The 13,111-nt window shown below is 63.3% G+C and carries 16 protein-coding genes, 1 tRNA gene and 1 pseudogene; 8 read left to right on the top strand and 10 right to left on the bottom strand.

Translation table 11 applies throughout. The features are described 5' to 3' along the window. The first annotated feature begins 821 nt into the window (after positions 1 to 821). Positions 822 to 1,172 (top strand): hypothetical protein, encoded by a 351-nt coding sequence (locus FXF75_RS19680; protein WP_163523763.1) that lies wholly within the window; start codon positions 822 to 824, stop codon positions 1,170 to 1,172. A gap of 124 nt (positions 1,173 to 1,296) precedes the next feature. Here the strand turns inward: FXF75_RS19680 and FXF75_RS19675 are convergent, their stop codons facing one another. Beyond that, a complete protein-coding gene (locus tag FXF75_RS19675; RefSeq protein ID WP_163523874.1) occupies positions 1,297 to 1,767 on the bottom strand; it encodes a DUF892 family protein in 471 nt (156 codons plus the stop codon). A 139-nt stretch (positions 1,768 to 1,906) separates the two neighbouring features. Here FXF75_RS19675 and FXF75_RS19670 point away from each other — a divergent pair. Continuing rightward, positions 1,907 to 1,979 (top strand) — tRNA-Arg (locus tag FXF75_RS19670). Positions 1,980 to 2,318: 339 nt separating this feature from the next. Then, positions 2,319 to 3,830 (top strand): MATE family efflux transporter, encoded by a 1,512-nt coding sequence (locus tag FXF75_RS19665; protein ID WP_303646682.1) that lies wholly within the window; start codon positions 2,319 to 2,321, stop codon positions 3,828 to 3,830. Here FXF75_RS19665 and FXF75_RS19660 read toward each other — a convergent pair whose 3' ends face one another. Continuing rightward, a complete protein-coding gene (locus tag FXF75_RS19660; RefSeq protein WP_163523761.1) occupies positions 3,831 to 4,832 on the bottom strand; it encodes an ornithine cyclodeaminase family protein in 1,002 nt (333 codons plus the stop codon). 111 nt (positions 4,833 to 4,943) lie between these two features. Between FXF75_RS19660 and FXF75_RS19655 the strand changes: the two genes are divergently transcribed. Beyond that, positions 4,944 to 5,681: a creatininase family protein gene (locus FXF75_RS19655; RefSeq protein WP_163523759.1), complete on the top strand. Its 738-nt coding sequence runs from the start codon at positions 4,944 to 4,946 to the stop codon at positions 5,679 to 5,681. 108 nt (positions 5,682 to 5,789) lie between these two features. Further along, positions 5,790 to 6,107: a hypothetical protein gene (locus FXF75_RS19650; RefSeq protein ID WP_163523757.1), complete on the top strand. Its 318-nt coding sequence runs from the start codon at positions 5,790 to 5,792 to the stop codon at positions 6,105 to 6,107. Between the two features lie 7 nt (positions 6,108 to 6,114). Here the strand turns inward: FXF75_RS19650 and FXF75_RS19645 are convergent, their stop codons facing one another. The 3 genes from FXF75_RS19645 to FXF75_RS19635 all read right to left on the bottom strand — a co-directional run bounded on the left by FXF75_RS19645 (position 6,115) and on the right by FXF75_RS19635 (position 8,033). After that, the gene (locus tag FXF75_RS19645; protein WP_163523755.1) at positions 6,115 to 6,588 is read right to left on the bottom strand and encodes a DUF5790 family protein; all 474 of its coding nucleotides are present in this window, start codon (positions 6,586 to 6,588) and stop codon (positions 6,115 to 6,117) included. Between the two features lie 349 nt (positions 6,589 to 6,937). After that, positions 6,938 to 7,525, bottom strand: a complete 588-nt coding sequence (locus FXF75_RS19640; RefSeq protein WP_163523753.1) for an ATPase domain-containing protein — start codon at positions 7,523 to 7,525, stop codon at positions 6,938 to 6,940. A 67-nt stretch (positions 7,526 to 7,592) separates the two neighbouring features. After that, positions 7,593 to 8,033 carry a DUF2391 family protein gene (locus FXF75_RS19635; RefSeq protein WP_163523751.1) on the bottom strand — a complete coding sequence of 147 codons (441 nt, stop codon included), beginning with the start codon at positions 8,031 to 8,033 and terminating at the stop codon, positions 7,593 to 7,595. A 179-nt stretch (positions 8,034 to 8,212) separates the two neighbouring features. On the opposite strand from FXF75_RS19635, the gene FXF75_RS19630 reads away from it, so the two are divergent. Beyond that, positions 8,213 to 8,911: a class I SAM-dependent methyltransferase gene (locus FXF75_RS19630; protein ID WP_163523749.1), complete on the top strand. Its 699-nt coding sequence runs from the start codon at positions 8,213 to 8,215 to the stop codon at positions 8,909 to 8,911. Between the two features lie 52 nt (positions 8,912 to 8,963). Here FXF75_RS19630 and FXF75_RS19625 read toward each other — a convergent pair whose 3' ends face one another. The 5 genes and pseudogenes from FXF75_RS19625 to FXF75_RS19605 form a co-directional block, all read right to left on the bottom strand. Beyond that, complete coding sequence (locus FXF75_RS19625; RefSeq protein ID WP_163523748.1) at positions 8,964 to 9,143, bottom strand: hypothetical protein; 180 nt, start codon at positions 9,141 to 9,143, stop codon at positions 8,964 to 8,966. Between the two features lie 106 nt (positions 9,144 to 9,249). Then, the gene (locus tag FXF75_RS19620; RefSeq protein WP_163523746.1) at positions 9,250 to 9,435 is read right to left on the bottom strand and encodes a hypothetical protein; all 186 of its coding nucleotides are present in this window, start codon (positions 9,433 to 9,435) and stop codon (positions 9,250 to 9,252) included. 91 nt (positions 9,436 to 9,526) lie between these two features. Next, a pseudogene (locus FXF75_RS19615) lies at positions 9,527 to 10,086 on the bottom strand (GNAT family N-acetyltransferase). 71 nt (positions 10,087 to 10,157) lie between these two features. Next, the gene (locus FXF75_RS19610; protein WP_163523744.1) at positions 10,158 to 11,165 is read right to left on the bottom strand and encodes a sodium:calcium antiporter; all 1,008 of its coding nucleotides are present in this window, start codon (positions 11,163 to 11,165) and stop codon (positions 10,158 to 10,160) included. 79 nt (positions 11,166 to 11,244) lie between these two features. Beyond that, on the bottom strand, positions 11,245 to 11,829 hold the full coding sequence (locus FXF75_RS19605; RefSeq protein WP_163523742.1) for a DUF1684 domain-containing protein: 585 nt from the start codon (positions 11,827 to 11,829) through the stop codon (positions 11,245 to 11,247). Positions 11,830 to 12,235: 406 nt separating this feature from the next. Between FXF75_RS19605 and FXF75_RS19600 the strand changes: the two genes are divergently transcribed. Further along, positions 12,236 to 12,661, top strand: a complete 426-nt coding sequence (locus tag FXF75_RS19600; RefSeq protein ID WP_163523740.1) for a DUF5807 family protein — start codon at positions 12,236 to 12,238, stop codon at positions 12,659 to 12,661. A gap of 123 nt (positions 12,662 to 12,784) precedes the next feature. After that, positions 12,785 to 13,066 carry a hypothetical protein gene (locus FXF75_RS19595; RefSeq protein WP_163523738.1) on the top strand — a complete coding sequence of 94 codons (282 nt, stop codon included), beginning with the start codon at positions 12,785 to 12,787 and terminating at the stop codon, positions 13,064 to 13,066. Positions 13,067 to 13,111: the final 45 nt, after the last annotated feature.

Genomic DNA, 13,111 nt, shown 5'->3' with positions numbered 1-13,111 from the left:
ATTAGTTAAAGTATTATCAAGCGATGGTTGCAATGCGAAAAACCCGGAATCTAACAGTAGAAGAAAGTTCGTCAAATCTGCGGGACTGCTAACGGTTGGTGCTCCTTTTTTAAGCGCAACAGCAACAGCCAACGAGGGTTCTTCGATTGACGAAGCAGAGACACTCCAATCCGAGTCCGACCGTACAGTTGAAAGAGTTACCGTAGATGGTGAAACATTCTACATGCTAGTGTATACTAGTGGGGAAAAGGAAGGACGGGTAGAGTACCTAAGTGCTTCTGATGCTAGCGTGAGTACGTCTGATGTCAAAAGCGTAGATGTAAGTACGATGGTTAGTACCCAAGGAAATGTGATTATTGAGCGGTCAAAGAACACAGGAGGATCACTTCATAAGGACTGTAAATACAATTACTGTCAAAATCGAGAATACGGTCACAAATACGGTGGGCTGACTTTCGAACTTTCCGAGCCAGCAGATTACTGGTCAAAGAGCGCGTTGACTGGAGCCGTCCTCACTCTGATACGTAGTGCGACGAAATATAATCCGGAAACGTGGGCAGTCAGTGCGTTTATTGGATGGGTTCTCAAAGCGGCTTCGGGATCGGCGTACACACTTATGCCGAAAGACTACGACGGTTTCTTTGGTCCCGAGATACAGAAGTGCGCAGCTCTAGGATGGGACAAAGGACCCAGTGAAGTTACTCAGTATAGTCGCGGAGACGGTCACCTTGGAGGAAAATTTAATCCCGAGTGCGGTAATTGATGTAGTGCAGGCTGCAGGTTCGGGCGACACAATCACAAACAGAATCAATTGATTTCCTATGAAAGACTCTACTCGTTACATATTATCAACACTCATCGGATTAGCGGCGTCCATCGCAACGATACTCAATACCGGGAAACTGTACCTCTCCCTTGGTATTGGGATAATAGTGGCAAATCTTATCGTCGTAATATCGAGACGAGAAGTCTGGAACTGGCTACTTTACGGTGGAGAGTCGAGAAACGAGGGTCAATTCGTAATCGCAGTAGGCACGTCTCTCATGCTGACACTCGGTGTATCAGGAGAGACTTCCATGATAGGAATAGTTCACTCACTGACTGTTCTTTTAGCTCTCGCAGTCGGTCTCTCTTCAGGAATGCTGCACGAAAGAACCCGGAACGACAAATGAATAGAATTCCCGGTCACGGTCTCGCTAAAATCCCAATAGCAATACGAAGTTAAATAAGAATAAACGCTAACGGAGCCGTTATTCAATTCGCCCAAGGCCAACAAACGGCGAGAGACGAAGAAATTCAATCCGGGGCTATCTGCCGGTAGCCGAAGTTCGCCGCGAGGTCTTTGAGTTTCTCCAGCGTGGCCTCTTCTTCCTCCAAGTTCTCGTGGAAGATATCGCCAGCCTCGTCCATCCTGAGTCGGTCGGCTAGCATGGCGAGGCTCCCGTAGGCGGCTATCTCGTAGTGTTCAACCTTCTGGGCGGCAGGGAGGTTGAACGCGTCCAAGACCGCTTGGTCGGGGTCCTCCTCGGCGAAGTGTTCCTGCTCGGTGATGATACCCTGAATCGCTTCGCACTCTTCCTCTTCGGCGGGTTCGCTGAGCCTATCGATTACTTCTTCGAGGCGGTCGATGTGGCCCTGCGTCTCCTCGTGGTGGTCGCGGAACGCCTCCTCGATGTCTTCGTGTTCGACCTGTGATTCGAGGTTTTCGAGCGCGTCCCGTATCTCGTGTTCGGCGCAGTAGATGCCTTCCAGTTCGTGCTCGAACAGTTCTTCGAGAGTGTTTACGGTCGTTGGAAACCCATCGGATGGACTCGCGCTAGTTTCTTAAACGAACTCGCTGACTACGCAGGGCGAAATGTGGGGCTTTCCCAACGATTAAGTCGGAGACCGGGGTACGAAGTACTGAGGGCGGCTAGTTCAGCGGACAGAACGCTTGGTTCCGGACCAAGAGGTCGTGGGTTCAAATCCCACGTCGCCCGCTTTTCCTCTCACGAAACGGCGAGCGATGCGTGAACCCGGTCTCGCCCAGCGTAGGACGCAATTCGGAGACGGATTTGCACCCCTGCCAGTCGGAGTCGGCGCAGCGACAATCGGAGCAAGTAGGACCGGACTTCGGGTTCTACTCCCGCGTCGTGCGTTTTGTCCGGTGTCCGAGACGGAAAGCGTGCGACAGTTTACATTATGGGATACGTTACCGTATCTCGGCAATCCATTTACGTTTCTCCTTACTTATCAGACGTGTAGGATAGCTGTCCGAGACTGGTCGTAGAGCGAACAACTCGCAACCTTCAAAAATACCCCTTTCGTTTCGAAGTATCATGAACACCACAAGCACCGACGATACGATTACCGAGGGTGGACTCCTCGGCCCGATGTTCAAACTGGCGTGGCCCATCGTCGTCATCCAGTTACTGCAGGTCACGTACAACATCGCAGACACGTTCTGGCTCGGGCGACTGTCGGCCGACGCGGTGGGCGCGCTGAGCCTCGCGTTTCCGCTCATCTTCCTGCTCATCTCCATCGCGGGCGGGTTCACGACCGCGGGGTCCATCCTCGTCGCACAGTACACGGGCGCGGACAGCGAAGGCTCCGCCGGAAAGGTCGCGGGCCAGATTCTGACGTTCGTCACGCTGCTGGCGGTCGCACTGGGCGCGCTCGGCTACGTCGCCACCGATTCGATGCTCGAACTGCTGCCGAGTCAGGGCGCGACCACCGACCAGATAATCCCGCTCGCGGGTCAGTACATGGAGGTGTTCTTCCTCGGTCTCCCGTTCCTGTTCGGCTTCTTCGTGTTCACGTCGCTGATGCGCGGGTACGGCGACACGAGGACGCCCATGCGCGTGATGGTGGTCTCGGTCGCGATGAACGTCGTCCTCGACCCCCTGCTCATCTTCGGGGTCGGTCCAGTTCCGGCGCTGGGCATCGAAACCGAGATACTCTCCGGGATGGGCATCGAGGGCGCGGCGCTGGCGACCATCCTCTCGCGCGGCGTCGCCAGCGTCCTCGGGTTCTACGTCCTGTTCGTCGCCAGAGTCGGACCGGACGTGCAGACGAGGTATCTCGTTCCGGACCTGAGCTACATCTGGGACATCGTGCGCATCGGCGTCCCCTCGACGCTCGAACAGTCGATGAGCGCGCTGGCGATGATAACGCTGACCGCGATGGTGGTCCAGTTCGCACCGCCGGTGGTCTCGGCCTACGGACTGGGCAACCGCCTCGCCTCGCTGGTCTTCCTCCCGGCGATGGGTCTCGGCCGGGCGACCAACACGATGGTGGGCCAGAACCTCGGCGCGGGCAAGTCCGACCGGGCCGAGCGCGCCGCGTGGATAGCCGCGAAGGTCGGCGCGGCCGTGATGTTCGGGGTCGCAGTAATCGCGGCGCTGTTCCCCGAACCCATCGTCTCGGTGTTCATGGCCACCGGCACCGACGCCGCCCGCGAGACGGTCCGCCACGGCGCGGAATACCTCCGGATTCGCTCGGTGGAGTTCACCTTCATGGCGATTCTGCAGGTCATGCTCGGGGCGTACCGCGGCGCGGGCAACACCAAGACCGCGATGGCGTTCTCGGCGGTGGCGCTCTGGGTCGGCCGGGTGCCGACGGTCTACTACCTCGCGTTCGTCGCGGACATGGGCGCGACCGGCATCTGGGTCGGGATGGCGCTGGGCAACGTCCTCGGAGCCGTCGCGGCCGCGCTGTGGTTCACCCGTGGGACGTGGAAGGCGACCGTCATCGACGAGGACGAGACGCCCGAGAGCGACCGAGCGCCGCCGCCGGGCGCGGAACCAGAGGTGTCGGAGACTGGACCCACAGGTCCATCGGACGGGAAGTAGCTACAGCGAAACCTCGATGCCGACGCCCTTCTCCTCGGCTACCCCGAAGACGTGTTCGGCGGCCGCCGCGTCCAACACTGCAGTTCCGACGCTCTCGACCACGAGGATATCGTCGCCGGAGTCGCGGCCAGCCCGACCCTCCAGCACCGCCGAGAAGGGCACGAGGTCGTCCGCCGCGAGGTCGGCCTCTAGCGCGTCCCCGATTTCTGCGACCTCCTCTGGCACGTCGGCGAAGACGCGACTCGCGCGCTCGAACGTCTCGGCGTCCAACTCCCGCATCTCGGCGGTGTAGGCTCCGACCGCGACGACGAGTGCGCCGGGGTCCAGCGCCGCGCCGGGGAAGACGGGGTCGGTCGCTGTCGTCGCGGTCACGACCACGTTCGCGCCCCTAACTGCGTCTTCTGGAGAGTCGGCGGTCACGATTGCGTCCGGGGGCAGGTCGAGTTCCTCGCGGAGGTCGGCGACGCAGTCGTCCTTCGAGTCGCTGGGCGAGTAGATGCGCACCGATTCGAGGTCGGTCGCGTCCGCGATAGCCCGGGCCTGCCAGCGCGCCTGCGTGCCCGCGCCGAGGAGCGCGAGCGTGAGGCCGGAGTCCGGAGCCGCCGGAGTTACCGCGAGTTCGGCCGCCGCGAGTCCGCCGATGCACCCCGTCCGGGCGTTGGTGATTCTCGTCCCCGCGAGGTAGGCCGCCGGGAGACCGGTTCCGGCCTCGGTGAGCGCTATTTGGGCGTTGACGGTCGGCAGGCCGCGCTCTGCGTTGCCCTCGTGGACCCCGACCAACTTCGTCGCGTAGAACGCGGCCCCGTGGAGGTACGCGGGCATGACGAGACCGGTGCCCGCGGGGTCGGGACCGTCGAGTCCCGCCCCGACCGGGAAGTGCGGTCGGTCGGGGCGTTCGACTTCGCCCCGGCCCTGCTTGACGAACGCCTCGCGGACGACGGGCAAGAGGTCGGCGAGGTCGAGGCAGTCGGCGACCTGCGAGTCTGAGAGGATGCGGACCATGCGCGGGGGTTCGGCGGCCCGAAGGTTATGATTTCCTCCGCACTGAGGTCGGCAGTCGAGAGTGGTCCCGAATCCCCCGGCTACAAGTCCGCGCTCGCCCTCTGCTCGGACATGAACCTCTTCGACTCGACGTGGACCGACGCCGACGCCGCGGAGACCGACCTCGCGCTCCTGCCGGTCGGCAGCACCGAACAGCACGGTCCGCACGCGCCCCTCGGCACCGACGTACTCACCGCCGAGGCGGTCGCCGAGGCGGGCGCGGACGCCTACGGCGGCGAGGTAGTCGTCGCGCCGGCGATTCCGGTCGGAGTCGCGGCCGAACACCGCCAGTTCACCGGCACGCTCTGGGTCAGTCCCGACACGTTCCGGGACTACGTCCGCGAGACGGTCGCCAGTCTCGCCCACCACGGCTGGGACCGAGTGGTCCTCGTGAACGGCCACGGCGGCAACGTCGGCGCGCTCCGCGAGGTCGCGGGCACCATCACCCGCGAGGACGACGCCTACGCCGTCCCGTTCACGTGGTTCGACGCGGTCGGCGACCACGGCGACGAGATGGGCCACGGCGGACCGCTCGAAACCGCGATGCTGCGCCACGTCGCTCCGGACCTCGTGGCCGAGGAGCGCGTCGCGGAGGCCCGCGAAGGGGCCAGCGACCGGTGGGGCGAGTGGGTCAGCTACTCGAATCTGACGTACGACTCGGCGGAGTTCACGGAGAACGGCGTGGTCGGCGACCCCGCGGACGGTCCGGCCGAGCGCGGGGCGGAACTGCTGGAACTGGCGAGCGAGGCGCTGGGACGACTGCTCGAAGCCGTCGAATCGCGAAACGTACCCCTGCCGCCGCACAAGTAATCGGACCCTCGGTTTGCGGACGCTCTATGGACGTGAAAGACCGAAAGGAACCGCAAGTACGCCGAACGGGCCACACACCTTATTCGAGTTCGCGGCGTACCTCGGGGTATGAGTGAATCAGGGGACGACGACCGGACGCTCGGACTGGACTTCAGCAATATCGAGGACGACCTCGAAAACGAGGAGTATCCCATCTCCGCGGACGAACTGCTCGAACGGTACGGCGACCGCGAAATCGGGATGTCTGACGGGTCGGAATCGTTCCGCGAGGTGCTGGTGACGGGGGGCGACGAGGAGTTCGAGTCCGCCGACGAGGTCAGGCAGACCGTGCTGAACCGCGTCGGTAGCGAGGCCGTCGGTCGGAAGGGCTACACCGACCGCGGTGCGGGAAGCGCCGAGGGCGAGGACAGCGACGAGTCGTTCTGAGGCGGACTCAGTCCGCGGCCTCGGCTTCCTCGGCGTCGTCAGCGTCGGCCTCCTCGGTCGCGGCGTCGTCGGCGTCAGCAGACTCGTTTTCGGTCTGGATGTCCTCCAGCGTGTTCTTCAGGCCGGGAATCGTGCTGGTGAGGTCGCCGACCTGCTCCTTGGCGTCCTCGATTTCCTCGATGGCGTCGCCGACGCGCTCGATTTCGGCTTCGAGGTCGTCGGCGTCCTCGAACGCGTCGGCGCGCTCGCCCATCGTATACCACTTCTTGGCGTCTCGGAGCGCGTCCTCGGCGTCCCCGGTGTCGAGCGCCGACCGGAGGGCGTTGAGCGCTCCGAGGGTGTTGTCGGCCTCGACGTTCCAAATCGCGTCGGCGTCGGGGAGCGTCTCGCTCGCCGCTTCGAGACTGGCCTCCACGTCCTCGCGAACCTCGTTGGCGGCCTCGCCGAACAGTTCGTCCTCGTCGAGTGTCGATTGGCTCATACGTTCCAGTTCGGCGCGATTCCTTTTAAACCCACGCCCGAAACTGAAAGTGAAACCGGCTACTCGCTGGGGTCTCTTCGACCGGAATCGTAAGGAACGACCTGACTCCGTGTTCGGGACTAACGCTTTCGACAAGTAACCGACGAACTGTTCCGTCCGAGGCGACCGGACAGAATCGGCAGCGTGGTTGCTACTGGTCGAACCATGGAATCACCGCGACAACGCCGCAATCCCACCGCGACAGCATGCAACCCCACCGCGACAGGACCGCAACTCCACCGCGACCGTACTGCGACAACACCGGGCGGCGAAAGCTAGCGTCGCGACCGACAGATAGAGACGCCGACCCTCAGACGTCGTCGAAGTCGCTGTTCACGTTCCCGTCGCGGTCGAGGTCGATAATGGCGTCGAACAGGCCCATGAACTTCTCGACGTGTTCCTCGTCGTGGACGCCCTTCGAGAGGTGGAACAGACCCACGGCGTCGTGTTCGTCGAGGAGGCTCAGAATCTCGCGAATTACGTCTCGGACGCGCGACTCGTCAGCGTAGTACGCCATCTCGGTGATGGAGTCGAGGCTGATGCGGCGCTTCCCGTCGGTCTTCTCGAGGAAGTCGCGGGTGACCTCCAGAATCCCGTCGAGGTCGTCGGGCGAGGAGACGTAGTGGACGTTCTCGGTGCTCCGTCGGGAGTAGCCGCGTTCGATGCTCAGCGTGTCCAGAATCTCGGCTTTGCTCTCGTCCACGTCGTAGTGGTCGAGTTTCTGCTTGACCTCTCGCGCCGTGGTCCGAGTCGAGATGACGAGGAAGTGGTCGGTGTCCGTCTTGAGAAAGTCGGTGTCGATGCGGTCGGTCTCGCCCGTACTCGGATGGAGGAGGAGAACTCCCGTTCCGCCGGGAATTGTCTCGGGTGTATTTTCGATGGCGATTTGATAATCCATATCGTGCGGTATTACGGTGCGCCACCTTAAGAATGCGGGTCAGGCGCGCGAGCGTCGCCTGTAGGGGTCAGAACACGCTGTCGGCGGTCGCGGCACCGACCACGCTGAACACCGCGCCGACGCTGATGGCCCGGAGCGTGATGGCCACGGTCTCCATCGACGGCCCGCCGTTCACGAAGGTGTCTTCGAGGAAGGTGCCGGGCGCGCCGAACGACAGCGAGAGGATGGCGACCGACCCGTACGAGACCAGCATCAGCGAGACGAACCGAATCGGGACGCCAGCGACCTCTGACTCGCGGTCGGGGTCGCGGTCGTCGTCGGCCTTGTAGAGCGCCCCGTACCCGATGAGGAACACGAGGAGGACCGTGGCCACGGCCTGAAACCACGTCATGTCCGCGGCCAAGTCCCACACCTCCTCGGTGACGACGAACGGTCCGGCCAGCAGGAACCCGCCGACTATCTGTTGGGCGGAGTCTGCCAGCGCGTACCGCTTCTTTCGTCCGACCATACCCGCTGTGATACACCGCGGGGCTAAAAGACCCGCGTCTCTCGGGGCCGTACGAGCGGTCGTTCCGTCTCGGAGCTACTCGTTCGACCGGGGGTCGCTCGGTCCGACGCCCGGATATCGAGTCCGAATCCGGTCGCCGTTCCGAATCCGTTTTGTCGGTGGCGCGTCTCCCTCCCCGCATGAGCGTGCGCGAGGAGTTCGACGACTGGGCGGCCGACGGCCGCGACAAGGGAATGGAGGACCGCCACTGGCACACCGCGAAGTACGTACTGGCCCGGATGCCGGTCGAGGCGGGCGAGACCGTGCTGGACCTCGGGACGGGAAGCGGGTACGCCGCTCGCGCGCTCCGCGACACCAAGGCCGCGGGCCGGGCCTACGGACTCGACGGGTCGCCCGAGATGGCGCGAAACGCCCAAGGGTACACCGAGAACGAGTCCGGAGAGAGCGAGGGCGACGCGGGGTTCCTCGTCGGCGACTTCGACCACCTCCCCTTCGAGGACGACAGCGTGGACCACGTCTTCACCATGGAGGCGTTCTACTACGCCAACGACCCGCACCAGACCCTCCGGGAAGTCGCCCGCGTCCTGCGGCCCGGCGGGACTTTCTTCTGCGCCGTGAACTACTACGAGGAGAACGTCGCCTCCCACGAGTGGCAGGACAACATCGACGTGGAGATGACGCGCTGGTCGGCCGCGGAGTACCGCGAGGCGTTCCGCGAGGCGGGTCTCCACGTCGCCGAGCAGGACAACGTCCCCGACCGCGACATCGAGATTCCCGACGAGAGCGAGTTCCCGACCGACGACTGGGACTCCCGAGCGGAGATGGTCGAGCGCTACCGGGAGTTGGGGACGCTGTTGACTGTCGGCGTGGCGCGTTGAACCGACTTGAGAAAATCGAGGGTCGCGGTGTTACGAACTTACCCGACTGTTATCACTTCCTCGAAAATAGGCCCGCTCCGGTCGTGAGAACGCCCATCAACAATCCTACGTAAATGAGCCACTCATGGGAGCCGGGGACGGTAATTAGTGCTTCCAAGTATACACCGAAAAGCAATATCATCATTCCAAGCACCTCTACCATCAACAGAACGAGGATATTGTCCGATGCCATAATTTAAATAAATATTACTAAATCATATGACTTTCCAATTGAAGAGGGAGTAATTCAGCTTCAACGAAGGCACGATAACGTACGACTATCTATAAAGGGTCGCTCATCAACCGTTTTTACTACGGTTGACAAATACCCCAACATGCACTATTTGACGTATCTCGAGAGCTTCGTTGGTCAAACCTCGGCCGTCTGTTTCTACGCTTGACCCCCCCACGATGTACTCTCGGAGGTCCTCGGGCAGGTCCTCGACGTCGGGAACCGGGAAGTTGGTCATCGGTTCGTCGGACATGACAGTGTGTCGTACTGCCGGTCGGCTATTCAGTGTTCACCCCTCCCTGTCCTTTTCCGACCTCTCGCTCTCCGTCACATCCGTGTCCCCGCTACCCGTCGTCCGCCTCGCGCCATTCCTCGCGGAGGAGTCCGTACTGAACGGTATCGACGTACTCGCCGTCGATGAAGCGGTCCCTGCGGACGCGCCCCTCCTCCTCGAACCCGAGCGATTCGAGCAGGCCGCGGGAAGCCTCGTTGAAATCGTAGGCGCGTGCGCCCACGGCAGGGTGGTCGTACGTCCGGAAGACGTACTCGACGACCAGCGACACCGCCTCCGTGCCGTAGCCCTCGCCGTGGACCTCAGGCGCGAGCCAGTAGCCCAGTTCGGGGCGTCGCCAGTCGGCGTCCTCGACGAGACGACGCCGAGTCGCTGGACGTCGCCCTCGTCGGGGTCGCCCGGTCCCGCGTCGTCTCCGTCGAGACAGACGAGGAACCGGTCCGCGTCGTCGTCTTCGAAGAACTCCTCTATCTCCTCCCGGTTGGCGAGTGGCGAGCCGAGCGGATAACGAATCTCCGGATTGGCGCGCGAACGCTGGAGGAAGGGAAGGTCCTCGCGCTCGACGGTCCGGAGCGTGACTCGCTCGCCGCTCGAAATACGTGCGCCCGGCATGGCGACACCGATGCGGACGCGGCGCATATGCTTTGGGCAAGCGTGAGAGACGTTCCCGACTACCGTGCCGGTCAGATTCCCCGAACCGTCTCGACGACGCCCGTGCTTTCGAGCGTCATCCACAGGAGAAACAGCCCGTAGAGACCGAGCAGGAGGTAGGCCTCGGCGTCGGTGAGTTCGAGGTGGGTGCGGGTGACGACGACGAACACGAGCGTGGCGAACGCGAGGAATCCCATCATCGGGATGGCCGCGAGGAAGTTGACGGTGGCCGACCCGCCGAGGATGACGCCGACCGGGATGGCGACGAGCAGGTTGAACGTGTTACTCCCGAGGACGTTCGTGAGGCTGGTGATGCTCTCGTCGTTCTTCGCGGCGTTGATGCTGACGAACGCGTCCGGGAGGCTCGTCGCGGCGGCGATGACGGTCAGCCCCCAGAGGAAACTCGGCGTGTCGAATATCCGTCCGAAGCCGAGCGCGGCGCGGACGATGCCCTCGACGCCGACCGCGATGAGGACGAGCGAGACGGCGAGGACGGCCCACTCGCGGCCGGGGTTCACGTCGACGACGTCGGTCGGCACGTAGTCGCGGGTGTCCTGATACTGGAGGAAGACGTAGATGCCGTAGGTGGCGAGGGGCATCACCACGAGCGCGGGCGTCAGAATCGCCGCCGAGTTCGTCCCGCCGGGGACGTAGGTCGCTCCAAGCGCGAACGTGATGAACAGCACGAGGACGCTGATGATGTAGAACTGGGCGTCCTTGTGGACGATGTCGCGGGTCGCTTCGAGCGTCTCGCTGGCGAGCGCCGAGAGCGCCGGGATGACGAGCAGGTTGAAGATGGCGCTGCCGACGATGGCCCCAACGCCGAGTCCGAACTCGCCGTGGACGAGCGTGCTGATGACGACCGAACTGAGTTCGGGGAAACTCGACCCGATGGCGATGACGACGGCCCCGTGGACCGCGACCGGAAGTCCGTAGTGCTTGCTGAGTCGCTCCGCGGAGCGTTCGAGGAGTTCGCTCCCCTTCCAGATAACCGCGGTCGCTCCGACCGCCAGCAGGAGATACCAGAAGATGAGACTCATCGGGCAGAACGTGGAGGGCCTCGCTGAAGATACTGGCGGGTAGCCGCGACGTCAGATGCGCTCTGGCTGTTCTGACCCGTTACGCCTTCTCCCCGGCGAGAATCTCGGCATCGAGCCAGTTCTCCTCGGGCGGGAGCGGACAGGCGAACGTCTCGCTATACGCGCAGAACGGCGAGTACGCGAGGTTGAAGTCGAGTACCATCTCGGTCCCGTCCTCCAACCCGCCCTCGGCCTCGAACTCCATGTACCGCCCGTTCTCGTAGGTCTGCTGGCCGGTCGTCTTGTCGCGGAACGGGACGAACAGGCCCTCGCCGTCCTCTCGCTGACGGTAGCCCGCGACTTCGTACTCCTCGCCGCCGAGTTCGAAGTGAAGAGTCGCGATGCGGAGGTATCGCTGCGGCGCGCCCGCGGTCACGTCCATCTCGACGGGTTCTGGTCGGTCGTGGACCTCGACGGTCGCGGTGACTCGGTAGTCGGGGTCCGGGTCGAAGTAGTCCAGACCGTCGAAGTCGTCGCGCTCCTCGGGCGGGATGGGCGACTGGGGATGGTCGGCGAAGAAGTCGTCTTTCTCGGCGCGGTGCGAGCGGAGTCGCTCGCGCCACTCCTCGACGTCGAAGTCGGCGTCGGTCGAATCGGCGTCCTCGTCGGTCGCACTGTCGGTCATGGTCGGGCGTAGTCGTTCGCGCCGGGTAACGCTTCTCATCGCTCGTCTTTCGGTTCGAGGGAGAGGGGTGGAGATAGGGTTTAGAGTGATGTCGTGGGAGGGTGTGGTTTGAGAGGTGTGGTTCGAGGGGATGTGGTTCGGAGTACAGTGGTGTGAAGAGTCTGTCGCGGAGAGGCTAGCTACTGCTTGAGCCAATCAGACCGCACGACACCGCGACCGCGGACCTCTCGGACCTCCCCAGCCTCGGCGGCCGCCTCCCTCGCGCGCCGTGGCGTGGCACGAGGCCACGCCAGCACGCGCCGTCAGTGATGGCCCGACAGTACGCGCCGCCGGGAGACTGTCGAGGACACCAATCGCGTCCCGACGAGAACGCGGCCCTTTTCCCGTCCTGTTCCCTACCGGCCGTATGAGCAAACGCGAGCAGTTCCTCGCCGGCGAGCGACCCGAGGACGTGGCGCTGTTCCTCTCGGACTCCTTCGTCGAGGGCGAGGGCGACGGACTGGCCAAGCACGGCGAACAGGTTGAGAACGGCGTGATACTCGTGGTCGAGGGCGACCAAGGCCGGAGCGTGTTCAAGACCGCGACCGGCATGGACGCGATGGGATTCGCCAAGCAGGCGATGGGAACCGAGGGCGGCGACATCGCTCGGGACCTCTCGGGCGGCCACTGCCCCGACTGCGACGGCGACGCCGAGTTCGTCTTCGCGTTCGCCGAGGAGCAGAACGAGGAGGTCGGCGACCTCTACGCCGAAGGTGACGTGATTCACGCCTACTCCTACTGCGAGTGCGGGACCGCCTACTCCGACAAGTGGCTCGCCGGCGAGACCGAGTAGACCCAGACCGCTCTTCTGACCGGCGTTCGATTTCGGCCGACGTTCGGTTTCGAGTCCGAGAGGAACCAGTCGCGGGTGTTCACCGGCCCAAGCCGTTTTGCCGCTCAGTATCGCAGGCCCGCTATGGGTGACTACGAGCGCGTCCCCGTCGAGGACTGGTCCGACGTCACGGACCGCCTCCGCAAACTCGCCGCGGACGGCGAGGTGTCCGAGAGCGACGAAGGCATCGAAATCACGGTGGGGAGCGCGACCTTCCTCGTCACGAAGGACGGCCGGGTCTCGGCCGGGATGCCGCTCCACGACTTCGAGGACGGCGAGGTCGAGGTGCTCTACTTCGACCACGACCGCGGGGCCGTGCGCGTCGAGAACGGCGACCGCTCCTACGAGTTCCGAGCGCCGTCGTAACCGGCGCGGACCCGCGTCGTAAGCGGTTTCATCCCGCGGCGTCTC

Source organism: Halorussus sp. MSC15.2, assembly GCF_010747475.1.
Lineage (GTDB): Archaea > Halobacteriota > Halobacteria > Halobacteriales > Haladaptataceae > Halorussus.
The sequence above is the reverse complement of the archived record's forward strand: the minus strand, read 5'-3'. Positions and strand labels throughout refer to the sequence as shown.